This is a genomic window from Micromonospora inyonensis, from assembly GCF_900091415.1.
Taxonomy (GTDB): Bacteria; Actinomycetota; Actinomycetes; order Mycobacteriales; family Micromonosporaceae; genus Micromonospora; species Micromonospora inyonensis.
This window is the reverse complement of record NZ_FMHU01000001.1, coordinates 1,784,669-1,805,863: the sequence shown is the minus strand read 5'-3', so window position 1 is coordinate 1,805,863 and position 21,195 is coordinate 1,784,669. Positions and strand designations below refer to the sequence as shown.

23 protein-coding genes and 1 tRNA gene are annotated in these 21,195 nt (G+C 72.8%); 11 read left to right on the top strand and 13 right to left on the bottom strand.

Going from position 1 to position 21,195, the window contains the following annotated elements:
* Position 1: 1 nt before the first annotated feature.
* The 8 genes from GA0074694_RS08325 to GA0074694_RS08290 all read right to left on the bottom strand — a co-directional run bounded on the left by GA0074694_RS08325 (position 2) and on the right by GA0074694_RS08290 (position 6,919).
* Positions 2-430 (bottom strand): hypothetical protein, encoded by a 429-nt coding sequence (locus GA0074694_RS08325; protein WP_091454962.1) that lies wholly within the window; start codon positions 428-430, stop codon positions 2-4.
* 184 nt (positions 431-614) lie between these two features.
* Positions 615-1,187: a TIGR03086 family metal-binding protein gene (locus tag GA0074694_RS08320; RefSeq protein WP_091454959.1), complete on the bottom strand. Its 573-nt coding sequence runs from the start codon at positions 1,185-1,187 to the stop codon at positions 615-617.
* A gap of 124 nt (positions 1,188-1,311) precedes the next feature.
* On the bottom strand, positions 1,312-2,850 hold the full coding sequence (locus GA0074694_RS08315) for a SpoIIE family protein phosphatase (protein ID WP_091454955.1): 1,539 nt from the start codon (positions 2,848-2,850) through the stop codon (positions 1,312-1,314).
* 2 nt (positions 2,851-2,852) lie between these two features.
* A complete protein-coding gene (locus GA0074694_RS08310) occupies positions 2,853-4,223 on the bottom strand; it encodes a sensor histidine kinase (RefSeq protein ID WP_091454951.1) in 1,371 nt (456 codons plus the stop codon).
* Positions 4,220-5,230 carry a SpoIIE family protein phosphatase gene (locus tag GA0074694_RS08305; protein ID WP_091458840.1) on the bottom strand — a complete coding sequence of 337 codons (1,011 nt, stop codon included), beginning with the start codon at positions 5,228-5,230 and terminating at the stop codon, positions 4,220-4,222. The genes GA0074694_RS08310 and GA0074694_RS08305 overlap by 4 nt, the downstream gene beginning before the upstream one ends.
* Entirely contained in the window at positions 5,227-5,646 is a 420-nt protein-coding gene (locus GA0074694_RS08300) for an ATP-binding protein (RefSeq protein WP_091454948.1), read from the bottom strand. The genes GA0074694_RS08305 and GA0074694_RS08300 overlap by 4 nt, the downstream gene beginning before the upstream one ends.
* Positions 5,643-6,053 carry an STAS domain-containing protein gene (locus GA0074694_RS08295; RefSeq protein WP_091454942.1) on the bottom strand — a complete coding sequence of 137 codons (411 nt, stop codon included), beginning with the start codon at positions 6,051-6,053 and terminating at the stop codon, positions 5,643-5,645. Before GA0074694_RS08295 ends, GA0074694_RS08300 begins: the two co-directional genes overlap by 4 nt.
* Positions 6,053-6,919, bottom strand: a complete 867-nt coding sequence (locus GA0074694_RS08290) for an STAS domain-containing protein (RefSeq protein WP_091454939.1) — start codon at positions 6,917-6,919, stop codon at positions 6,053-6,055. The genes GA0074694_RS08295 and GA0074694_RS08290 overlap by 1 nt, the downstream gene beginning before the upstream one ends.
* A 165-nt stretch (positions 6,920-7,084) precedes the next feature.
* Here GA0074694_RS08290 and GA0074694_RS08285 point away from each other — a divergent pair, with 165 nt between their 5' ends.
* Complete coding sequence (locus GA0074694_RS08285) at positions 7,085-7,438, top strand: STAS domain-containing protein (RefSeq protein WP_091454936.1); 354 nt, start codon at positions 7,085-7,087, stop codon at positions 7,436-7,438.
* A 31-nt stretch (positions 7,439-7,469) separates the two neighbouring features.
* Here the strand turns inward: GA0074694_RS08285 and GA0074694_RS08280 are convergent, their stop codons facing one another.
* Positions 7,470-8,780: an MFS transporter gene (locus tag GA0074694_RS08280; RefSeq protein WP_091454933.1), complete on the bottom strand. Its 1,311-nt coding sequence runs from the start codon at positions 8,778-8,780 to the stop codon at positions 7,470-7,472.
* A gap of 49 nt (positions 8,781-8,829) precedes the next feature.
* Here GA0074694_RS08280 and GA0074694_RS08275 point away from each other — a divergent pair, with 49 nt between their 5' ends.
* The 4 genes from GA0074694_RS08275 to GA0074694_RS08260 all read left to right on the top strand — a co-directional run bounded on the left by GA0074694_RS08275 (position 8,830) and on the right by GA0074694_RS08260 (position 10,728).
* On the top strand, positions 8,830-9,510 hold the full coding sequence (locus GA0074694_RS08275; RefSeq protein ID WP_091454930.1) for a FadR/GntR family transcriptional regulator: 681 nt from the start codon (positions 8,830-8,832) through the stop codon (positions 9,508-9,510).
* Between the two features lie 36 nt (positions 9,511-9,546).
* Positions 9,547-10,020 carry a large conductance mechanosensitive channel protein MscL gene (gene mscL / locus GA0074694_RS08270; protein WP_091454927.1) on the top strand — a complete coding sequence of 158 codons (474 nt, stop codon included), beginning with the start codon at positions 9,547-9,549 and terminating at the stop codon, positions 10,018-10,020.
* Positions 10,021-10,099: 79 nt separating this feature from the next.
* Positions 10,100-10,333 carry a hypothetical protein gene (locus GA0074694_RS08265; RefSeq protein WP_091454923.1) on the top strand — a complete coding sequence of 78 codons (234 nt, stop codon included), beginning with the start codon at positions 10,100-10,102 and terminating at the stop codon, positions 10,331-10,333.
* A gap of 29 nt (positions 10,334-10,362) precedes the next feature.
* Positions 10,363-10,728 carry a hypothetical protein gene (locus tag GA0074694_RS08260; RefSeq protein ID WP_091454920.1) on the top strand — a complete coding sequence of 122 codons (366 nt, stop codon included), beginning with the start codon at positions 10,363-10,365 and terminating at the stop codon, positions 10,726-10,728.
* Positions 10,729-10,775: 47 nt separating this feature from the next.
* Here GA0074694_RS08260 and GA0074694_RS08255 read toward each other — a convergent pair whose 3' ends face one another.
* Entirely contained in the window at positions 10,776-12,047 is a 1,272-nt protein-coding gene (locus GA0074694_RS08255) for a benzoate/H(+) symporter BenE family transporter (RefSeq protein WP_091454916.1), read from the bottom strand.
* 59 nt (positions 12,048-12,106) lie between these two features.
* Between GA0074694_RS08255 and GA0074694_RS08250 the strand changes: the two genes are divergently transcribed.
* From GA0074694_RS08250 to GA0074694_RS08230, 5 genes are all read left to right on the top strand, one after another.
* A complete protein-coding gene (locus tag GA0074694_RS08250) occupies positions 12,107-12,691 on the top strand; it encodes a helix-turn-helix domain-containing protein (protein WP_091454914.1) in 585 nt (194 codons plus the stop codon).
* A 72-nt stretch (positions 12,692-12,763) separates the two neighbouring features.
* Positions 12,764-13,483, top strand: a complete 720-nt coding sequence (locus GA0074694_RS08245) for a PP2C family protein-serine/threonine phosphatase (protein WP_091454909.1) — start codon at positions 12,764-12,766, stop codon at positions 13,481-13,483.
* Between the two features lie 60 nt (positions 13,484-13,543).
* On the top strand, positions 13,544-14,743 hold the full coding sequence (locus GA0074694_RS08240) for a GNAT family N-acetyltransferase (protein ID WP_091454905.1): 1,200 nt from the start codon (positions 13,544-13,546) through the stop codon (positions 14,741-14,743).
* A 56-nt stretch (positions 14,744-14,799) separates the two neighbouring features.
* On the top strand, positions 14,800-15,231 hold the full coding sequence (locus GA0074694_RS08235; protein WP_091454900.1) for a hypothetical protein: 432 nt from the start codon (positions 14,800-14,802) through the stop codon (positions 15,229-15,231).
* Positions 15,232-15,465: 234 nt separating this feature from the next.
* Complete coding sequence (locus tag GA0074694_RS08230) at positions 15,466-16,563, top strand: ice-binding family protein (protein ID WP_245714593.1); 1,098 nt, start codon at positions 15,466-15,468, stop codon at positions 16,561-16,563.
* Positions 16,564-16,660: 97 nt separating this feature from the next.
* On the opposite strand, the gene GA0074694_RS08225 is transcribed toward GA0074694_RS08230, so the two are convergent.
* Both GA0074694_RS08225 and GA0074694_RS08220 read right to left on the bottom strand, forming a co-directional pair.
* Entirely contained in the window at positions 16,661-17,743 is a 1,083-nt protein-coding gene (locus GA0074694_RS08225; protein ID WP_091454897.1) for an NAD-dependent epimerase/dehydratase family protein, read from the bottom strand.
* A 60-nt stretch (positions 17,744-17,803) separates the two neighbouring features.
* Complete coding sequence (locus GA0074694_RS08220) at positions 17,804-18,106, bottom strand: hypothetical protein (protein WP_091454894.1); 303 nt, start codon at positions 18,104-18,106, stop codon at positions 17,804-17,806.
* Positions 18,107-18,225: 119 nt separating this feature from the next.
* Between GA0074694_RS08220 and GA0074694_RS08215 the strand changes: the two genes are divergently transcribed.
* Positions 18,226-18,297, top strand: a tRNA-Lys gene (locus GA0074694_RS08215).
* A gap of 685 nt (positions 18,298-18,982) precedes the next feature.
* Here GA0074694_RS08215 and GA0074694_RS08205 read toward each other — a convergent pair.
* Positions 18,983-21,193 carry a DEAD/DEAH box helicase gene (locus GA0074694_RS08205; protein WP_218105649.1) on the bottom strand — a complete coding sequence of 737 codons (2,211 nt, stop codon included), beginning with the start codon at positions 21,191-21,193 and terminating at the stop codon, positions 18,983-18,985.
* Between the last annotated feature and the right edge of the window lie 2 nt (positions 21,194-21,195).

Genomic DNA, 21,195 nt, shown 5'->3' with positions numbered 1-21,195 from the left:
GTCACCCCGGCCGGCCGGGGGACCGGCCCGGCTTGACGGTCCGCCGCTCGTCGCCCTGTCCCGGCCGCTCGCTGCCGGTCACCTGCGGGCCGGTTGTCCTGTCGGACGGTGCCGAGGTGGGGGTCACCGCCCCCGTCGGTGTCGGACGGACCGGGGCGGTGCTGGTCACCGGCGACGGCCGGGACGACACGGTGGGCGAGGCGCCGAGATCACCCGCCCCGTCGACGCCGGCCTCGATCGGCTTCCGGTGCTGGTTGTCGGACCAGCCCGGCAGCGGTACGGACGAGCTGGTGAAGAGTCCGGCGGCGATCAGACCGAGGCTGGCGAGCAGCCCCAGGCCCAGTCCTGTGCCGGCGAGGATACTGAGGCGGCGGCGCCGTCCGGTCCGGTCCACGAACACCGGCGGCGCGCCGCCCGGCTGGGTGTGCATCTGCCTCACGTCTCCCGCTGCCAGCGCACGGCGACCACGGTCGCCGGCTCGGGCCCGCTTTCCCGGGCCTTCCGCGCCAACAGCGGCGCACTCCCCCGCCGCGTTACATGCTTCAGGCACATTTCAGGCAGCGGGTGCCGCCCCACCGCCGCCCCGGCCCCGCGACAGGGCGGCGGGACGGTCATCAGCCCACCGGCGTCCAGGCCGGGTCGCGACCGGTGAGGCAGAGCAGACGGGCGAGGTCGTCGCCGGTGTCGACGGGCTCCACCGCCGCGCCGAACACGCCCCGCTCGCGGGCCGTCGGTGCGAGTCGGGCGGCCAGGTCGAGCAGCTCGGCGACCACCGCGGGTTCGGTCCGGTACGGCTGGCCGGTCGACCGGGCCAGGTCCCACCCGTGCACGGTCAGGTCGAGCAGCAACATGCCGCCGACGACCTCCTGCGGCATGCCCATCCCCGGGGACACCCCCTCCAGGGCGGACGGCTCGGACCAGGCCCGGATGACGAGTTCGACCTCGTCTGCGAACCGGTCCCGCCAGTCGCCGGTGAGGAAGTCCGGCTGCTCCGACCAGTCGACAGGACGTCGGGCGGCCAGCCCCTGGAAGTTGACCACCACCTGGAACAGGTGACCGAGCAGGTCGCGTACGGCGTACTCCTGGCACGGGGTGGGCCGGTCGAGTTGGTCGTCGGTGATGCCCCGGACCACGGCCACGGCCTGCGGGGCGGTGGCCGTCAGCAGATCACTGGTCTTCGTCGTCATGCGGGCAGCGTACGAGGGTGGTTCTCCCCTCCTCCGCGCCAGGCGGTAGGAAGGGCCCCCTGCACGACAAATTGCGGTAGCAGGGGTCCCCTGCTACCACCGCACACACCACCAGAGCGCAGCCTCAGTGACGGCGGAGGGCGAGCACGGCGACGTCGTCGTGGATCTCCGAGGGTGCGAGTTCGCGCAGCAGGCGGGCGCAGAAGGCGTCCAGGTCCGGCTCGACCCGGGCGCCCTGGGCGGCCAGGGCGGCCAGCCCCTCGTCGATGGTCGCGTCCCGCCGTTCGATCAACCCGTCGGTGTAGAGCACCAGCGTCGCCCCGGGTGGCACCACGAACTCCAGGTCCGGCGGGCGGGCCGCCCGGACCCCGAGCAGCGGGGCGGAGTGCTGGAGGAACTCGACCCGTCCGTCCACGGTGAGCAGCGGCGGCAGGTGGCCGGCGCTGGCCATCCGGACCTGGCCGGTGGCCGGATCCAGCAGCAGCACGCAGATGGTGGCCAGCTCGTGCGGGAGCAGGCGGCGCATCAGCTCGTTGACCCGGTGCAGGATCTCCCCCGGCTGGTGCCCCTCGACCGCGTACGCGCGGACGGCGTGACGCAACTCCGCCATCACCGTGGCCGCGTGCAGGGAGTGCCCGGCGACGTCGCCGACCGCCATCAGCAGGTGCCCGTCGAGCATCACCAGCTCGTAGAAGTCACCGCCCACCTCGGTCTGCGCGCTCGCCGGCTCGTACCGCACGGCGAGGTCCAGGCCGTTGATCGTCGGGATCAGGCGCGGCAGCAGACTGCGCTGGAGGGTGACCGCGATGCGGTGCTCCTGGTCGTAGGAGCGCTGCGCCTCCACGGCCGCCGCCACCGCCTGGGCGAGTTGCACCAGCACCGGCATGCCCGGGACCTGCACCCCGGCCGGCACCACCACGTAGAGCGGGGCGCGGTCCTCCCGCAGCCGGGCCGCGGCGACCGCCAGCCGGTCGTCGGCGGGCCAGTCGGTCAGGTTCCAGGCGGACGGCTCGTCGACGCGTACCGTCGTGCCGGTCGGCACACCGGTGTCGTCCACCGTCCACCCGACCACGCCACCCGCCTGACCGGGACCGGGGCAGACCCCGGCCAGGCAGTCCCCGTCGAAGGTCTCGGCCACCACCGCGGCGGGGGTACGGAAGATCTCCGCCGCGCCGACGGCCGCCTCCTCCAGCAGACGGGCGAAGGTCGGTGCGGCATGCACCGCCACGGTGGTCTCGGCCAGCCGGGCGAGCCGCTCGGCGAAGAGTTCGGCCCGTCTGCGGGCCCGGTAGTAGCGCAGCACCGCGTGGGCGGTGGCGACCAGTTCGTCCGGTTCGATCGGCTCGGCCAGGTACGCGTCCGCGCCCCGGGTCAGGCCCTGCGCCCGGTCGACCACGTCGACGGCGTGCGCGGAGACGTGGATGACCGGCAGGGCGGGATGGCTGGCCTTGATCCGTTCACAGACCTCGAAGCCGCTCAGGTCGGGCAGGCGCACGTCGAGCACCACCAGTTCGACCGGGTCGACACCGACCCGTTTCAACGCCTCCGCGCCGGTCTCCGCCTCCAGCACCTCGAAGCCGGCCCGGGTCAGCCAGCTCACCAACAGGTAGCGTTTGGTGCGGCTGTCGTCGACCACCAGCACCGTCGCCGGACCACCCTCCATCGTCACGCCCCGTCCACGGGAAGGTCGAGGGTGAACACGCTGCCCCGGCCGGGCTCGCTGGTCACCCCCAGGGCGCCGCCGAGAAGGTTGGCCAGCCGCCGGGCGTACGGCAGACCGAGGCCGGTGCCGGCGCCGGCGCCGGCGCCGCTCGCGCTTCCGGGCACCTGGTAGAACTCCTCGAAGATCCGTTCGTGCTGGTCCGGCGGGATGCCGATGCCGGTGTCCGAGACGGCGATCCGCCACCGCCCGTCGACCAGGCCGGCGCGCATCCGCACCTCGCCCCGTTCGGTGAACTTGAGGCCGTTGTGCAGCAGGTTGCGCAGCACCCGGGTCAGCAGGGCCTCGTCCGACCGGAGGGCCGCCGGGGGCGGCGGCTCCTCGAGCACCAGTTCCACCCCGGGCCGGGTGGCCAGCGCCCGCAACGTGCCCCGGAGCTGACCGAACACCACCCGCAGGTCGACCTCCGCCCAGTCCGGCTCGATCCGGCCGGACTCGGCCTTGGCCAGGTCCAGCAGGTCGTTGACCAGGGTCAGCAGGTCGGTCGCGGAGGACCGGATCAGCCCCACCTGGCGGGCCTGCTCGCCGGTGAGCGGGTCCGAGGCGGAGTCGGCGAGCAGTCGGGCCAGCCCGATGACGGCGGTGACCGGGGCGCGCAGCTCGTGGCTGACGTTGGCCAGGAACCGGCTCTTCGACTCGCTGGCCGCCCTGAGCTGCGCCGACTTCTCGTCCAGCTCGGCGTAGAGCGCCACCACGCCCCGGTTGGTCTCCTCCAGCTCGGCGGAGAGCTGGTTGTAGAGCGCCAGCACGCCCCGGTTGGTCTCCTGGAGTTCCTCGTTGAGCACGGCCAACTCGTCACGTTGGCTGCGTACCTCGTCGAGAGCGGCGACGAGCTGCTCGTGCTGGACGGTGAGTTCGTCCAGCGCGCTGCCCGGGGCGCTCTGTGCCAGCTGGGCACGCAGTCCCGCGAGGCGCTGCGGGGTCAGCGCCTCCGCGTTGGCCGGAATGCGTCGGGACATCCGTATGACGGTAACCCCCTCGGCGGGTGTCAGGGCGAGACTGTCGACGAGCCGGGCCACCGCGCCGGAGGCCGGCTGGTACCCGTCCGGGCCGAACGGTCGCAGCGGGGCGAGGTCGACCCGCAGGACCGGACGCCCCTCCTCCACCCCGGCGGCGTAGAACCCGACGTCCGCGCCGCCGACGGTACGGACCAGGTCCCGGGCGACTTCGCTCAGCGCGGTGGCGATCCGGACCTGGTCCTGGTACTCCAGGCCGACGGCGGTGGCCACCTCCCGGCCCCGCTGCCGCAGCACGAAGATGTCGGACTCGACGCGGAGCGCCATCTGCAACAGCGGTGCGGAGACGGGAGCGCTCATGCCGGAGCCCGGGCGACGAGGACCCCGGCGTCGTCGCGACGCACGCCGTAGTCGCGCAGGATGGTGGCGGCGGTCAGCAGTGGAGCCCGGTCGGCGAGCCCCGGGTAGTCGGTGAGCTGCCAGCGGTCGGCCACCCCGTCGGTGTGCATGACCAGCAGGGCGTCCCCGCCGAACGGGTACTCGTACTCCCGGACCACGGGCCGCTGGTGGCCGGCGATGCCGGGGAGCGAGACCAGCCCGCGCCGCCGGCCGTGCTCGACCACCGCGGCGGCGATGTTGCCCAGTCCCGCGTACCGCAGCCGCCCGGCGGACGGCTCGAGTTCGGCGACGGCGAGGGCCGCCCCCCGGGTGTGCGTGAGCGACCGGTGCAGGTGCTCCACCAGCGCCTTCGGCGATCCGACGGGCGCGGAGCGGAACGTGGTGACGGCGGCGTCGGTCGCGGCGGCGGCCAGCGGGCCGTGCCCGAGCCCGTCGCAGACCAGCACCTGCGGACGTCCGTCGGCCAGCCGCACGGCGAAACCGTCCCCGCACCGGGCCTCCCCGGTCAACGGCCGGGTGAGGCCGGCCGCCCAGCCGGGGGACGGCGCGGCCGACGGCCAGACCTGCACGGCGAGCACCGTGCCCCGGCCGGACTGCGAGTACCCGTCGTACCAGCTGGCCTGTCGGGTGATCGCGCCGAGGCCGATGCCGAGGGTGCCGGTGGTGGAGTGCCCGTCCCGCGAGGAGACGGTGAGGTCGGCCATGCCGGGCCCGGAGTCGACGGCGACCAGTTCCACGCCGACCTCGCCACCGCGTCGCACCGGACGGAGCAGGAGCACCCCGTCCTGGGCGTGCTTGACCAGGTTGCTGCTCAGTTCGGCGGCGACGATCGCGAGGTCGGCGGTGCGCCGGTCGCCGAGGTGCAGCTGCCCGCCGAGCCGCTCGGCGGCCCGCCGTACCGCGCTGGCCGCGCTGCTCGTCTCGACCCGGAACCAGAGGCCCTGGTCGGAGACGGGCTCGGTCGTCATCGGGACCACTTGGTCACGGTGATCCGGGTGCCCTCGCCCACTGCTGTCTGGATGTCGAACTCGTCGACCAGGCGACGGGCGCCACTGAGACCGAGGCCGAGGCCACCGCCGGTGGTGTAGCCGTCGGTGAGGGCCAGGTCGAGGTCGGCGATGCCGGGGCCCGCGTCGGCGAAGACGATCCGCACCCCGCGCCGTACGCCGTTGTCGACGATGGTCACCTCGACGTCGCCACCGCCGCCGTAGACCAGCGTGTTGCGGGCCAACTCGCTGGCGGCGGTCACCAGCTTGGTCTGGTCGACCAGGGAGAGCTTGACGGCGACCGCGACGGCACGCACCAGCTGCCGGACGCGGACCACGTCCTCGTCGCTCCGGATCGCCTGCGCCTGCGGGCGGCCCAGGTCGATACCGGCGGTCATGGCGACGTCGCCGGCTCGGCGTCGGTGGGGTCGATGTCGAGGTCGTCGTCCTCGGCCCGGGCCGCCGCGATGAGTTCGATGCCGCGTTCGACGTTCAGCGCGGTCCGGATGCCGTTGAGGGACAGCCCCAGCTCCACCAGGGTGATGGCGACCGCCGGGCGCATTCCGACCACCACGGTCTCGGCGTCGAGGACCTTGGAGATGGACGCGATGGTGGAGAGCATCCGGCCGATGAACGAGTCGACGATGTCCAGCGCGGTGATGTCGATGATCACGCCGTGGCAGCCCGTCGCGACGATCCGCTCGGCCAGGTCCTCCTGGAGTTGCAGTGCGGTCTGGTCCTCCATGTCCACCTGGATGGAGACCAGCAGGATGTCACCGATCTTGAGGACCGGCACCCGCTCCATCAGACCTCCCGACGTGCGCGGCGGTTGGCGGCGGTCTCGACGCCGGTGAGCCGCAGCACGTGGCGCAGCGCGTCGGCGAGACTCGCCTTGGTGGCGATGTCACCGAACTCGATGCCGAGCTCCACGATGGTCTGGGCGATCTGCGGTCGGATGCCGGAGATGATGCAGTCGGCGCCCATCAGCCGGGCGGCCACGACGGTCTTCAGGATGTGCTGGGCGACCTGGGTGTCGACGGCGGGCACACCGGTGATGTCGATGATCGCGTACGGCGAACTGGTGTCGACCAGGGTCTGGAGCAGGCGTTCCATCACCACCTGGGCGCGGGCCGAGTCGAGGGTGCCGACCAGCGGCACGGCGACGACGCCCTCCCAGAGCTTGACCACGGGAGTGGAGAGTTCGAGGAGCTGCTCGGCCTGGTCGGCGATCAGGCTCTCCCGGGTGCGGACGTAGCTCTCGAAGGTGAACAGCCCCATCTGGTCGATCAGGCCGGAGAACGCCACGAAGTCGCGGAGCCGGTTGCCGTCGTCGGGAAGGCTCTCCATCAGGTCCAGCAGCACGTCCTTGAGGGCGTGGATGCTGACCGCCGTCTCGGTGGCGGTGAAGCCCTGACGGGCCCGGCCCCGGGACAGCTCGGCGAGGACGGCGCGCAGTTCGGTGGCCTGCTCCGACTCCAGGTCGATGGTCCCGCCCTCACCGGCGACGACCATGCCGCGGTGCAGGTCCTGCACCTGGCCGCGGAGTTCCGCCTGGCTGAGTCGGCCCCGCAGCGAGGCCGCGACCGCCTCCGTCCAGCGCTGCGTGACCAGCTCGGCATGCTCGGTGAGCAGGCAGGCGAGCCGTCCGCTTACTTCCGGGCTCAGCGCCATCGGATAACCCCCTCCACCAGGACCGGGGCGGACTCTATCACCGGCCCTGGCCCGACTAGTTGTTGCAGGGCAAAGAACCGACGTCCGGCCACAGAGGGCGGCTCCCGTTCTGCGTGGGACCCCGCCGGTGGGATACGGTTCCACCGACAACAGGAGGTCTGGCGGATGTCGTTGACGGTGCACACGGAACAGCGCGGCGACGTGGTCGTGGTGTCGGTCGGGGGCGAGCTGGACATGGCGACGGCCCCTCAGCTCCAGGACCAGATCACCGACCTGCTCGACAAGGGGCGCAGCCGGCTGGTCTTCGACCTGGCGGAGGTCTCGTTCTGCGACTCGACCGGGCTCTCGGTGTTCGTGCGCGCCAAGAACAGCTGCGACGAGGCCGGTGGCGTGGTGCGCCTCGCCGCGCCGCAGCGCGGGGTGCTGCGCATCCTCGAGGTCAGCGGACTGGTCGAGGTGTTGCAGACGTACCCGACGGTCGACGAGGCCGTGGCGGGGGAGCCGACCCCGGCCTCCTGAGCGCCCGCCGTCCCACGCGCCGCCCGTCCGGTCACTCGTCCTCGATGTAGCGGGGACGGGAGATCGCCAGCCCGGCGCAGGTCTGCACGACGAGGGCGACGAGCAGGAAGGCGATCGGCGCCTGCCAGCCCCCGGTCGCCTCGTAGAGGATGCCGACGAGCAGTGGGCCGAGCCCGGCGATGACGTACCCGGTGCTCTGCGCGAACGCGGAGAGCTGCACGGTTCCCTCGGCCGTGCGGGCCCGCAGGCCGATAGTGGTCAGGATCAGCGGGAACGCGCCCTGGCCGATGGCGAGCAGGAGCACCCAGAGCAGCGCCAGGTCGTGCGGTGCGAACGCGAGGCCCAGGTAGGACAGGGTCGCCGCCCCCGACAGGAAGAGCACCAGCGGGCGCAGGGTGCGCAGCCGGGTGGCGATGGCGGGCATGACCAGGGCCACCGGCACGCCGAACGCGGTCACCCCGGCGAGCAGCAACCCGGCGTCCTGCGGCTGGTAACCGGCGTCCCGGAAGAGCTGGGCCAGCCAGCCCATGACCACGTACCCGCTGAGCGACTGGGCCCCGAAGTACAGCGCCATGGCCCACCCGAGCCGGGTGCGTTCCGGCCGGATCCGCGACCGGGGGGACGCCTGTGCCGTCCGTCCCGCCCGCCGCGCGGCAGCCCGGGCCCGCAGTGCCAGCGGCGTCCACGGGAGTACGGCCACCAGGGCCAGTCCGGCCCAGACCCCGAGTCCGACCCGCCACGACCCGAACGCGTGGGCGACCGGCACCGCCGCCGCGGCGGCCACCGTCGTGCCGAGGGTCAACGCCACCGTGTACGCCCCGGTGACCAGCCCGGTGCGGTGCGGGAAGTACTGCTTGACGAGCATCGGCAGCAGGATGTTCGCCACCGCGATCCCGGCCAGCGCGAGCGCGCTGGCCATCAGGAAGACCAGGGCGGAGTCGGTGAGGACCCGTAGCAACTGCCCGAGGGCGAGGGTGACCATCGCCACGACCAGCACCCGGGCCGGGGCGACCCGCCGGACCAGCCACGGCGTGAACGCGCCGAACACGGCGAACGCGATGGTCGGCAGCGTGGTCACGAACCCGGCCACCGCGCCGGAGAGCGCCAGCCCGGTGCGGACCTCGTCGAGCAGCGCGCCGAGGCTGGTGATGGCGGCCCGCAGGTTGAGCGCGACCAGGAGCATCCCGGCGAGCACCAGCAGGCCCCCGGTACCCGGACGGACGCCCCTGGCGGAGGTGTCGGTGGTGGCCCGTGTGTCGGGGCGCTGTGCGGCGGCGGGCGTCGCCACGGGGGCGTCGGGGGCCACGTCGGGTCCCGCGAGGGCGGCTGTTGGCGGGGTCATGACCTCGAACCTACAATCATGGGATGAATTCCGGCGTGGGTTGTAACCAGTGACACCGTCCGGCCATTCCCCACCCGTGCCGCCGCGCGGGCGCCGGGTGAGCGAGACGATCGAGCAGCTCAGGGGGAGGATCCTCGGCGGGGAGTGGCCGCTGGGCGGGCGGATACCGACCGAGCCGCAGCTCGTCGCCGCGCTCGGTGTGGGGCGGAACACCGTCCGGGAGGCGGTCCGCGCACTGGTGCACGCCGGGGTGCTGGAGTGCCGTCAGGGCTCCGGCACGTACGTGGTGTCGACCGACGAACTGGCCCCGGTGGTGGCCCGCCGGCTCACCGACGACCGGATGGCGGAGGTGGTCGAGGTACGCCGCGCGTTCGAGGTGGAGGCGGCCCGGCTGGCCGCGCTCCGGCGTACCGAGGAGGACCTGACGGCGCTCGACGCGGCGCTGGCCGAGCGGGAGACGGCCTGGCGCGACGGCCGGTTCGAGGAGTTCGTGGAGGCCGACGCCCGGTTGCACGTCGTGGTGGTGGCCGCCGCCCACAACACCATGCTCGCGGAGCTGTACGCCTCGGTGGGCACCGCGATGCGGGCCTCCGTCGCCCAGGCGAGCGGCTCCCTGGAACCCGAACGGTACACCGACCACAGCCGCCTGGTGGCGGCGATCCACGCGGGCGACCCGGAGCGGGCGGCGCACGAAGCGGGCGCGTTCCTGGAGCACCAGGCCGGGGCATAGGTTGTCCGGAACCGAGACCGGACGTGGGAGTGGTAGATGCTCAAAGGGTTCAAGGACTTCATCATGCGCGGCAACGTCGTCGACCTGGCGGTCGGCGTCGTCATCGGTGCCGCGTTCACCGGGGTCGTCACGCAGCTCACCAAGTCGTTCCTGGAGCCCCTGGTCCGGGTGCTCATCGCGCTGCTCACCGGCAGCAAGAACGGCCTGAAGGGCTCGACCCCGATGTTCCGGGAGATCCCGTTCGACTGGGTGGCGTTCGTGAACGCGCTGATCACGTTCCTGCTCACCGCGGCGGCGCTCTACTTCCTGGTCGTCTTCCCGATGAACAAGCTCGCCGAGCGGCGCAAGCGGGGCGAGGAGCCGCCGCCGAAGGCACCGAGCGAGGAGGTCCGGCTGCTCACCGAGATCCGGGACGCCCTGGTCGCCGCCGGGCACACCACCCCTGGGCAGCAGCGCGGCGCGCTGGACGACGTGCTCGGCCGCCGGCCGGAGCCGCCGGCCCCGCGCTGACCCGCCGATGCACACCGGCCCCTGCGGGATTCCCGCAGGGGCCGGCATCTTTCGTACGCGTGTTCGATATCGTGCCGCCATGGAGCAGCGGAAGCACTGGTGGAACGGCAAATGGGGGCGGCTGGCCCGGCGGGACGTCTTCCTCCGGGTCGACGCCGACCGGTGGTACGTCGAACAGCGGGCCGGCGGCGCCGAGGGCGTCTCCCGGTTCTACGAGTACGACAGCGCCGAGGAGGCGGAGGAGACGGTCCGGGCCCTGCTCGACGGCACCGACACCTGGCGTGAGCTCTCCCCGCGCCCGCCCGGCGTTTAGCGGCGTGGCCGGCTGGGAACCGCGCCACCATGACGCGACAGGGCACCGACACGCAGACGACCATCGGACGGGTCACCACCGGCATGCGGGTCGTCGACGCGACCGGCACCGAGGTCGGCACGGTGGACCTCGTTCAGCGGGGTGACCCGAACGCGGTGACCGTGGAGGCCCCGACCGCCGACCCGGGCAGCAGCCTGGACGAGCTGATCGAGTCCGTGGCGGCCGAGGAACCGGACGTGCCGGCCGACCTGGCGGCCCGGCTGCTGCGCAGCGGCTACTTGAAGATCGTCGGATCGGACGGGGCGACCTACGCACTCGCCGAGCAGATCGCCGCCGTCTCCGACCGGCAGGTACGTCTCACCGTCCCCGCCGCCGACCTCGCTCGCGAGGAGTAGTCCGTTCCGGCGGGTTGCGGGTGCCGGAGCCGCTGGTGGCCCAGCGGTCAGTCTCGCGGTGCCCCGTCTGTGCGGGCAGCTCCAAAGGCACTCTCCAGGGACCTCCCCCGCTCCGGCTTCTCCCCCTGCTCCGGCTCGGAGCGACGGTCCGGCGGGACGGGGCGCTCCGGCCTGCGGCGGAACAGGAGGAGCATCACCCCACCGGCCAGCAGTCCCCAGAAGGCACCGCCGATCCCGAGCAGGGTGACTCCGGCGGCGGTGACCACGAAGGTGACCACCGCCGCCTCGCGCGCGTCCGGCTCGGCGACGGCCGCGGTCAGGGCGGTGGCCAGCGCCCCGATCAGCGCCAGGCCGGCGACCGCCTCGATCAGCACCGGGGGCGAGAGCAGGACCAGCGTGGTGGCCACCCCCGCGCCGAGGCCGAGCACGGCCAGTCCGACGCCGGCGGTCACCGAGGCGATCCAACGGCGGTCCGGGTCGGGATGGGCGTCCGGGCCGGCGGCGAGCGCGGCGGTGATCGCCGCCAGGTTGACCGCGTGCCCGCCGACGGGCGCGGCGGCCATGCTGGCCAACCCGGTGACCCGTAGCGCGGACCCGAACGGGGGACGGTAGCCGTACCCGGTGAGCACCGCCATGCCCGGTACGTTCTGCGCGGCCATGGTGACCAGGAACAGTGGCACCGCCAGCCCGGCCAGGGCCGGCAGGCTCCAAGCCGGCGACGTCGGGTCGAACACCGGCCCGAGCCCGGCACCCCCGAGCCGACCGGGCGGCGTGGTCGACGCGATCGCCACCACCGCGACGACGAGTGCCCCCGGCACCGCCCAGCGGCGGGCGAAGCGGTGCAGCAGCAGCCAGACCACCACCACCGGCCCGGCGAGCGCGGGCACCTCGACCAGCGCCCGGACCGGTGCCGTGCAGAGCGGCAGGAGGACGCCGGCCAGCATCGCGCCCGCGATCGGCTTCGGGATCGCCGCGACCGCGCGGCTCAGCGGTGGAAAGAGACCGGCCGCCACGATCAGCAGGCCGGAGACCACGAACGCGCCGACCGCCGCCGGCCAGCCGCCCGCCACCGGACCGGTCGCCACCAGCAGCGCGGCCCCCGGCGTGGACCAGGCGATGCTCATCGGCAGCCGGTGCCGCAGACCGAGCCACACGGCGCTGGCTCCGGACGCGACGCAGACCGCGAGCAGCCCCGAGGCGGCCTGCGTCTCGGTGGCACCGACGGCCCGGAGCCCGGCCAGGACCACGGTGAACGAGCTGGCGAAGCCGACCAGGGCGGTCACCACACCGGCCAGCACGGGTTGCAGGACGCCCGCCATGTCGCCTCCCTCCGCGGCTGTTCCGTATACGGAACAGCCGCATGATGCACGATAGCGGGATGCCGACCGCCGACCGACCACCGGTCCCCCAGCAGGAAGCCGCCGACTCCGGCCGCCTTGAGGAGGGTGCCGCCGCCATCGGCCGCCGGGTCCGACTGCTCCGGGAGGAACGGGCCATCTCGCTCTCCACCCTGGCCCGGTCGGCCGGTGTCGGCAAGGCCACCCTCTCCGGCCTGGAGAACGGCACCCGCAACCCGACCCTGGAGACGCTCTACGCGGTGACCGCGCAGCTGGGCGTACCCCTGGGTGCGGTGCTGGCCGGACCGGCGAGCGCGCCCTCGGTACGCGGGGCCGCGGTGCGCGCCACCCTGCTCGAGGTGTTCACCGAGGCCGGGGCGACGTACGAGCTGTACCGGATGCGGGTCGCCCCCGGCCCGGGCCAGGTGTCGCCCCCGCACCGGGCCGGGGTCACCGAGCACGTCACCGTCTTCGCGGGCGTGCTCCGCGCCGGTCCGGTGGACGCGCCGTTGTCCGCCGCCGCCGGCGGGCACCTGCGCTGGACGTCGGACGTGCCGCACTGCTACGCCGCCGTGGGTGACGAGGAGGTCACCGCGAGCCTCCTGTTGCGCTATCCACGCGACTGAACGGGAGCCACGCCGGCCCGGGGCGACCATGGGGTGGAGACGCGGGCACGGTCTTCTTGGCAGACTTCACCTATGAAGCTGATCCTCCGCTCGGCCATCCTGAACGACGTCGGCCTGGTCCGGACCAACAACGAGGACTCCGCCCTCGCCGGGGAGCGGCTGGTCGCGGTGGCCGACGGGATGGGTGGACTGCCGGCCGGGGAGGTCGCCAGCGAGATCGTCATCCGGATCCTGGACGAGCTGATACCCCCCGAGACGCCGGACGAGGCGGAGAACGCGCTCCGCGCCGTCGTGCAGACCGCCAACCTGCGCATCCGCGCGGCCATCGACGCCGAGCCGGCACGCGAGGGCATGGGCACCACGCTGACCGCCGCTCTGCTCGCCGGGGACGTCCTGGTCGTCGCCCAGGTCGGCGACTCCCGGTGCTACCTGCTCCGGGAGGGTGCGCTGCACCAGCTCACCAGGGACGACACCTTCGTCCAGGCCCTCGTGGACCAGGGGACCGTCACTCCCGCCGCCGCCCGCCAGCACCCCCAGCGGTCCCTGGTCACCCGGGCGGTCCAGGGGATCGACGCGCCGCCGTCGATCGCCCGGTACAGCGTCCTGCCCGGTGACCGTCTGCTGCTGTGCAGCGACGGGCTCTCCGACTACGTCGACGACGGCACGGTCGCGAACACCGTGTTCACGTACGGGGACCGCCAGCAGTGTGCCGAACAGCTGGTGAAACTGGCCCACCAGGCGGGCGCGCCGGACAACGTCACGGTCGTGATCTCCGACGTCACCGAGGTCTGAGCCGACGGCCGACCAACGAATCGGGTTGCGGGGCTCCGGGAGCGGGGTTGGGATGGACACATGAGCATCCGTCGCCTTACCGCCGAGGAACGCCTGACCACCAGCTTCCCGCTCCAGGCGTACTCCTTCGACGAGACGCCCCGGGCGGCGGACGACGCCGAGGCGATGCGGGACTGGCTGCCGTACCAGGAGGGCAACCGGACGCTCGTCGCCGAGGCGGACGGCACCACCCTGGCCTGCGCCTCCGCCGTCCCGATGCGGCAGAACCTGCGCGGCAACGTGCTGCCGATGGCCGGTGTCGCCGGGCTCGCCAGTCATCCGCTCGCCCGCCGCCAGGGCCACGTCCGGGCGCTCATGCACCAGCTGCTCGACGAGATGCGCGACGAGGGGCACGTGCTCTCCGCGCTCTATCCGTTCCGACCCTCGTTCTACGAGCGGTTCGGCTACGTCAACCTCCCCGCGCCGCGTACCGCCACGTTCCCTCCGGGCGACCTCGCCGAGCTGTTGCGTGTGGAGCTGCCGGGCGAGCTGGCCTGGCAACGGACCGGTACCGGATACGACGAGTACTCCGCCTTCCACGAGCGCTGCCTGGTGCAGCGGCACGGCTTCGCGGTCCTTCCCGAGTACCGCCGCATCCGGGTGCGCGAGGACGACAACCGCTGGCTGGTGACCGCGCGGGTCAACGGGGTGACCGAGGGCCTGCTCACCTACCGGATCGACGGCTACGGCGGCACTCTGGACGGTGGACACCTGCTCGCCGTCAGCCCTCTCGGCCGCGCGTTGCTGTTGCAGTTCCTCGCCCGGCACGTCGACCAGGTCGAACGGGTGAGCGTGGTGGTCGCCCCGGACGAGCTGCCCGAACTCTGGGCCACCGACCTGGGCGTGGTCTGCGAGACCCGGGTGACCAGGCCGGACGAGTCCGCCCCGATGGCCCGGGTGCTCTCGATGGACGCGCTGGCCGGGCTGCCCGCCGGGGCCGGGTGCTGCCAGGTCGAGCTGATCGGGGACCGGTGGCTCGCCGGGACGTTCCTGCTGGACGGAACGACCGGGCAGCTGGAGATCCGTTCCGGGGCGTCCCTCGGCGCGGTCGACCCGCCGGCCGCCACGCTCACCGCCGCCGGACTCTCCGCCCTGGTGTACGGGGCACTCGACCCGGCCGAGGTGGTGGTGCGGCAGCTCGGTGACGTACCGGTCGACGCGATGCTGGAGTTGCGTCGCCTCTTCCCACGCGAGCTGCCGTACCTCTGCGCCGGCTTCTGACCTCCCGCGCCTGGGTAGGTGGCCGGCACCGGAGCGCCTAGCATCGACCGGCGCGCATGACACCCGCCGTCGCCCTCCTCGTCCTCGCGACCGTCGCCCTCGCCGGCTGCGGCCCGTCCGGGCCGGGCGGCGAGCCGGCCACCGAGATCCCGGTCGCCGCCGCGTCCGCCACGGCCGCCGCGAGCCCCGGTGCCGTACGGAGGGCGTCGGTCGGCATGGGCGGCCGGAGCGCGAGCCCGGCCCCGAAGCCGTCCCGGCCCGGTGGTGGCGTCCTGCGGGCCGGCAACCCGAACGGCGGCGCGGCCGTGCCGGCCGAGGCACGCATGGTGGACACCTCCCGACCGACCCGGGTGGTCGGTAACGGCACCGCCGCGAGCTGCACCTCCGACGCGGTGGTGAAGGCGGTGGCGGCCGGCGGCACCATCACCTTCGACTGCGACCCGGAGCCGGGGCGCAACCCCACGGTGACCGGTTCGAAGCTGGGCTGACGTCCGGTCAGCGTTCCGACCACATACGCCAACCCCAAACCTTCGAGCCGTTCTGTAGGTTTCTGTCACTCTTGTGAGTTTGATGTGCAAAAGTCCGATTAAGGACATCTGCACTTCCGTGTGTCTTGGCCGACCGCCGTCATGGCGGCCACTGCCGAAGTCGCACCATGAGAGGGCCACATCGTGACAGTCATTCCGATCCTTCACCGTCGACTCCGTCTGCGTCGGCGCGTCGTGCTGCCGGCACTCGCGGCCGTCACCGCCGGCTGCGCCGCCACCGCGGTGCTTCTCCTCAGCGGAACCGGCGCCAGCGCGCAGGTGGCGCCGGTCGGCCTGGGCACAGCGGCGAACTTCTCCGTGCTGGCCGGCTCCACGGTCACCAACACCGGCCCGAGCTTCCTGGGGCAGGACCTCGGCGTCCACCCGGGCAGCAGCGCCACCGGCTTCCCACCGGGCCTCGTCGCGGGCGAGATCCACCTCGCCGACGCCGTCGCCCTCCAGGCTCAGAACGACCTGACCACCGCCTACAACGACGCCGCCGGCCGGACCCCGTTCACGAGTCTTCCCTCGGAACTCGGCGGAACCACGCTCACTCCCGGGGTGTACCGGATCGCAGCCGCCCAACTCACCGGCACCCTGACGCTGGACGCCCAGGGCAACCCCGGAGAGGCGTTCATCTTCCAGATCGCCTCGACCCTCGTCACCGCGTCCAACAGCAGCGTGGTGCTCATCAACGGCGCCTCACCCTGCAACGTCTTCTGGCAGGTCGGCAGCTCGGCCACGATCGGCACCGGCACCCGGTTCGTCGGCAACATCCTGGCCCAGACCTCGATCACCATGAACACCGGCGCGACCCTCCAGGGCCGTGCGCTGGCCCGGACGGGTGCCGTCACCCTGGACACCAACACCATCACCGCTCCGGTCTGCATCCAGCCGACGAGCAGCCCCACCGCGACTCCCACGGGCAGCCCGACCGGCCAACCCACCGGGACCCCCACGGGCACCCCCACCGCAACTCCGACCGGCCAACCCACCGGCACGCCCACCGGGACCCCCACCAGCACTCCGACCGGCCAACCCACCGGCACCCCGACGGGCACCCCCACCGCAACTCCGACCGGCCAACCGACCGGGACCCCCACGGGCACCCCCACCGCCAGCCCGACCGGCCAGCCCACGGGAGCCCCGACGCCGACCCGCACGGAGCTGCCGGTGACCGGTGCCAGCGGCGGCGGTGCGCTGGTACCCGTCCTGACGGCGTTCGGCAGCGTCGCCGTCGCCACCGGCGCGGCCCTGCTTCTCCTCTACCGACGCAGGACCTTCGAGTCCTGACCCGCACCGACCCCGGCGGCCGGTCACCGGCCGCCGGGGTCGGCACGGCACGCCCACCTCGGGTCGCCGTGTCGTGCCGGGCCGGTGGCGTTCGCCGCTAGTACGGGTTGCCGTGCCCGGCCGGCCGTCCCAGCAGCAGCCCACCCGGGCGGCCGGCGAGGTCGTGACGGGCGGTCATCGGCGGGCTGGGCGTGTGCCCACCGTCGGCCATCCCGGCGAAGAGTTCCCGCAGCGCGGTCAGCGCGTCCCGCTCCGGCCGCCAACCCAGCTCGGTCTCGGCCCGTTGGCTGGACATCAGCGGGACGCCCAGGGCGAGCTGCACCCAACCCGGGTCGACCGGCTGCAACCGGGCCCGCCAGGTCAGCGCCGCCGCCGTCCGGAGCAGCGGGGCGGCCACCGGCACCGTCCAGCCGTGGAAGTGCCGGGCCACCAGTTCCGGCGTGAGCACCGGGTCGGCCGCCACGTTGAACGCCCCGCGCGCATCGGAGAGGACCGCGCGGGCGTACGCGTCCGCGACGTCGTCGGCGTGCACCGCCTGCATACGCAGCCGACGGTGGGTGGGCACCAGCGGCAGCCGGCCGTACCGCAGCAGCCGGACCGGCGCGAACGGCCCCAGGAAGTACCGGGTGATCTCCGTGGCCGCGTCCCGCTGGAAGACCAGCCCCGGGCGGAGCCGGACGACCCGCAGCTCGGGGTGCTCCCGCTCGACCCCGTCGAGCAGTTCCTCCACCTGCGCCTTGTGCCGGCTGTACGACGAGGCGCGCACCCCCGTCGTCGGCCAACGCTCGCTGACCGGGTGGTCCTTCGGGCCGGGCGCGTACGTGCCGACCGACGAGGCGTGGACCAGGGCGGAAACCTTCGCCCGGAGCACCGCCTCGACCACCGCGCGGCTGCCGCCGACGTTGGTCCGGTGCAACTGCCGCTGGTCGTGACTGGGCTGGATCTGCCAGGCCAGGTGCACCACCGCGTCGGCACCGGCGAAGACCCCGGCGAGCTGGTCGACCGCCCCCGGTTCCCCGATGTCGCAGGAGTGCCACTCCACCGTGTCGTACGGCGGGCCCGCCGACGGGTCGGGGAATCGGCGCGCCACCCCGACCAGGTCCAGCCCCGATTCCCGACGCAACCGACGCAACAGGGCCGTTCCGACGTTCCCGCTGGCCCCCACCACCACGATCCGCATGCCCGGTCGCGTACCCGGTGCGGCACGCTCCAACCGTGCCCGCCGACCGGCGAAGGATGCTCAGGGGCGGGGTGATTGCCGTTCCCAGCTCTGCCGGTGACGGCCCCCGCGCCCACCGGCGGCGGCCAGGCAGCGCGGACAGATCCAGCCGACCGGGTCGGCTCCGGTGAGCTGGTCGGTTGCGGAGTAGTCGAAGGGCACGTGCGGAAAGCGACGCAGCCGGGTACGACTCAGCGGCAGCCCGCACAGCGTCTGGTTCTGCCCCGGCAGCCAGGCGTGCACCTCGCCGCCCGGATGGCGTACGCCGTCGTCACCCGGCACCTCGCTCGACGCGGCCACGGCGGGGGTCCTGGCGATTCTCATGCCTCCCACGGTTCCCGAGGATCGCCTGATGCATGCCGCCGGAGTCCTGCCCGGCTGCGGCCGACACCCACCGGAAGCGACGAGCGGTCAACACGCGTTGTCCGGTAGCCTGAGCGCGCGGGCCGCTAGCTCAATGGCAGAGCTGTGGACTTTTAATCCATAGGTTCAGGGTTCGAGTCCCTGGCGGCCCACCGCATAACGTGATCTCGTTCTTGACCTGTGCTTTCGTGGTTCGCATGACCGAGACGACATGCTCGCCGAGACAGGTCCGGGTCTGGGGCGTCCGCTGGTCGACCCTCAGGGTTCGAGCATCAGCAACCTCAAGGAGCTGCCGCCGAGATCTGGCCGCGACGTCGCCTACGGGGGTTGGCTTGCCTTCGAGAGGAAACGGAGGGAAAGCTGATGAGCGACTTCCATGACTGGGACGACATCCGTGCCGAGTTGCACGATGGGGATGACGACGCGCTCGATGGGAACGCGCCCGCACCGAGGCGTGGGTCAGTGCGTTCCACCTCGCCGAGGAGCGCAAGCGTCTCGGTTTCACCTAGCGGAAGGTGGCCGAGGTGATGGGAGTCACGCCCGGCCGGGTGAGCCAGATCGAAAACGGCGACCTGGATGCCAACGAGGTGGCGACTCTGAGCTGAGCCGGTACGCGCGAGCACTGGGCGCCCGGTTGCGCATCATCTTCGACTACGGCAGCGACCTCCGTCAGATCGTCTGATCCCCGCGAGCCTCAGACGACATCGTGTACGGCGAGGCCCGTCGCTTCGGGCGAACCGCACCGGCAGCGCCGACGTGGTCCAGGTGCTTTCGGATCCGGGCGAGGTGCTGGGCTACGGCACCCCTGCAGGAGGGGTGTCACGCCGGCCGCATCCGTCAGCCCACGGTGTCGCAGTCCGCGAGGTCGGACAGACAGGCCCAGGCTCCGGGTACGTCGAGCGCGCGCGCCGCGTACCCGAGGTTCAGCAGATTCTCGCTCAGGTAGCGGTCGTACTTGTCATGTTGCTTCGCGCGCACCGCAGCCGCGATGGCGACGGGATCCGGGGCCGGGCCGGTAGCCAGGCTACGGATCACGGGAAGCAGCCGAGCCGGTGTGCAGTCACGAATCGTGATCGCCAGACCGTCCTGGCCCACGACCAGGCCGCGCATACCGAGGACGGCGGCGAGCGTGTTCATGATCCGGTCGCCGCGCCAGGGAAACAGAAGGGTGCCGGCTTCCTGGGCGAAGACACGGCGAGTCGCGTGACCGTACGCGTGGAAGGCGGCCCGGCCCTCGGCCAGCAGTGTCCGTGCGGTGGCGTCGAGGTAGTGGGGAATCTCTGTGGAACGGTACAGCCGGAACATCGCCCGGCGAACCTCGTCGGCGATCTCACCGCCGGTGCCCGGGAACACGGGCGGTCTGCCGGCTTCGGCGGCGGTCAGTTCGATCACCCGCTGGGCGGTGTCCACGGAGAGGACCCGCCAGCGCGCCCCGCTGAAGATGAGCATCGTGCCGGGAAGGATCGGGCGGTCCACCGGGAGCGAGCCGAGGGTGTATCCGTCGGCGACGAGACGGTAGTTCAGTGAGGTGTGAAAGGACGCGTAGAAGCTGTAGTGGCCCAGTAGCCGCTCGCCTTCCCGGCCCGGAAGCAACTCGCCGCCGGGCTGTTGCTCAAGGAGCCGGTGCTGGCCCATGTCGCGCAGGAGTTGCGCGAATACGGCCCGGTCGACGCGCCGGAACGGGCCGGTGTCACAGAGTGTCGCGAAGAGGCGGCTGGCCCGCGCGCCGCCGTGCTGCGCGCAGATCGACAGGATCTGCTGAATCAGTGCAGACAGGTGCAGGCCGGTGTCGTCCGGCGGTTCGTACCAGGCTGCGGTCAACAGCTCGACCATGGCGACGGTCTGGAACAGTTCGGGGCGTAGCGCGTCGGCGGGGGCGATTCCGGCGTTGAGTTCCGGCTCCGCAACGTAGACGCGCAGGACGGCCGGCTGGCCCGGCCGGCGTCCCGAACGGCCGAGCCGCTGGCGGAGGCCGGAAACCGTCGGCGGGGCGCCGATCTGGGCGACCGAGTCCACCGAGCCGACGTCGATGCCGAGTTCGAGGGTAGAGGTGCAGATCGCGGTAATCGGGGCGGCCGGATCCTTGAGTCGTTCCTCGACGTGTTCGCGTACCTCCTTGGAGAGACTGCCGTGGTGGGCGAGGAAGCGGGCCCGCACCCCGGCCTGGGTGGCGCGCTGGGTGAGCATGTCGGCGTACACCTCGACGGCCGCGCGCGAGTTCGCGAAGACCAGGTTGTCGGTTTCCCGTAGGGTCCGGAACAGATGGTCGGCGATCGCCGCACGGTCGGCCCGTTCCCTGCCTGGTTCCGGTGGCCGGGCCGGGTCGACGTACCCGCGGACCTGGAGCCGGATCTCGCCGCCGGGTTCGGTGGAGCAGACGACTGCGGCCTCCGTGCCGCCGCCTGGCCGGAGGAACTCCGCGGCACCGCCGAAGTCACCGAGAGTCGCGGAGAGCGCCACTCGTGGCACCCGCCTGCCGGCGGCCTCCTCCACACGGTGCAGTAGGGCCTGGAGCTGGGCTCCCCGTTCGGTGCCGATGAACGAGTGCAACTCGTCGACGATCACGTGTCGCAGGCTCCCGAAGACGCGTCGTGCCCGGTCGCCGTGCCGGACGAACAGCGCCTCCAGGGACTCCGGCGTGATCAGCAACAGTCCCTGCGGCGCCCGCAGGACCCGGGCCTTGCCGGACGCCGGCGCGTCGCCGTGCCATCGGTGCACCTGCAGGCCGAGCGGGCCGGCCAGATCGGCGATCCGGCCGTACTGGTCGTTGATCAGCGCTTTCAGCGGGCTCACCAGCAGCGCCGCCACACCGGCACCGAGCCCCTGCTTCTGCCGGACGGCGAGGACCGAGCAGATCGGCAGCAGTGCTGCCTCGGTCTTCCCGCTGGCCGTGGCCGAGGCGATGATCACGTCACGCTGCCCGGCGCGGATCAACCCGGCGGCATGTTCCTGGACGTCACGCAGCCGTTCCCAGCCCTGTTGGTAGATCCACTGCTGGACGGCGGGGTGATAGAGGGCGTACGCCTGCGACGGCGGGTTCTCGCTCACCG

Bases quoted from the DNA above. Each gene is read 5' to 3' on its own strand.
- GA0074694_RS08325 (WP_091454962.1), bottom strand. From the start codon at position 430: ATGCACACCCAGCCGGGCGGCGCGCCGCCGGTGTTCGTGGACCGGACC.
- GA0074694_RS08320 (WP_091454959.1), bottom strand. From the start codon at position 1,187: ATGACGACGAAGACCAGTGATCTGCTGACGGCCACCGCCCCGCAGGCC.
- GA0074694_RS08315 (WP_091454955.1), bottom strand. From the start codon at position 2,850: ATGGAGGGTGGTCCGGCGACGGTGCTGGTGGTCGACGACAGCCGCACC.
- GA0074694_RS08310 (WP_091454951.1), bottom strand. From the start codon at position 4,223: ATGAGCGCTCCCGTCTCCGCACCGCTGTTGCAGATGGCGCTCCGCGTC.
- GA0074694_RS08305 (WP_091458840.1), bottom strand. From the start codon at position 5,230: ATGACGACCGAGCCCGTCTCCGACCAGGGCCTCTGGTTCCGGGTCGAG.
- GA0074694_RS08300 (WP_091454948.1), bottom strand. From the start codon at position 5,646: ATGACCGCCGGTATCGACCTGGGCCGCCCGCAGGCGCAGGCGATCCGG.
- GA0074694_RS08295 (WP_091454942.1), bottom strand. From the start codon at position 6,053: ATGGAGCGGGTGCCGGTCCTCAAGATCGGTGACATCCTGCTGGTCTCC.
- GA0074694_RS08290 (WP_091454939.1), bottom strand. From the start codon at position 6,919: ATGGCGCTGAGCCCGGAAGTAAGCGGACGGCTCGCCTGCCTGCTCACC.
- GA0074694_RS08285 (WP_091454936.1), top strand. From the start codon at position 7,085: ATGTCGTTGACGGTGCACACGGAACAGCGCGGCGACGTGGTCGTGGTG.
- GA0074694_RS08280 (WP_091454933.1), bottom strand. From the start codon at position 8,780: ATGACCCCGCCAACAGCCGCCCTCGCGGGACCCGACGTGGCCCCCGAC.
- mscL (WP_091454927.1), top strand. From the start codon at position 9,547: ATGCTCAAAGGGTTCAAGGACTTCATCATGCGCGGCAACGTCGTCGAC.
- GA0074694_RS08265 (WP_091454923.1), top strand. From the start codon at position 10,100: ATGGAGCAGCGGAAGCACTGGTGGAACGGCAAATGGGGGCGGCTGGCC.
- GA0074694_RS08260 (WP_091454920.1), top strand. From the start codon at position 10,363: ATGACGCGACAGGGCACCGACACGCAGACGACCATCGGACGGGTCACC.
- GA0074694_RS08255 (WP_091454916.1), bottom strand. From the start codon at position 12,047: ATGGCGGGCGTCCTGCAACCCGTGCTGGCCGGTGTGGTGACCGCCCTG.
- GA0074694_RS08250 (WP_091454914.1), top strand. From the start codon at position 12,107: ATGCCGACCGCCGACCGACCACCGGTCCCCCAGCAGGAAGCCGCCGAC.
- GA0074694_RS08245 (WP_091454909.1), top strand. From the start codon at position 12,764: ATGAAGCTGATCCTCCGCTCGGCCATCCTGAACGACGTCGGCCTGGTC.
- GA0074694_RS08240 (WP_091454905.1), top strand. From the start codon at position 13,544: ATGAGCATCCGTCGCCTTACCGCCGAGGAACGCCTGACCACCAGCTTC.
- GA0074694_RS08235 (WP_091454900.1), top strand. From the start codon at position 14,800: ATGACACCCGCCGTCGCCCTCCTCGTCCTCGCGACCGTCGCCCTCGCC.
- GA0074694_RS08225 (WP_091454897.1), bottom strand. From the start codon at position 17,743: ATGCGGATCGTGGTGGTGGGGGCCAGCGGGAACGTCGGAACGGCCCTG.
- GA0074694_RS08220 (WP_091454894.1), bottom strand. From the start codon at position 18,106: ATGAGAATCGCCAGGACCCCCGCCGTGGCCGCGTCGAGCGAGGTGCCG.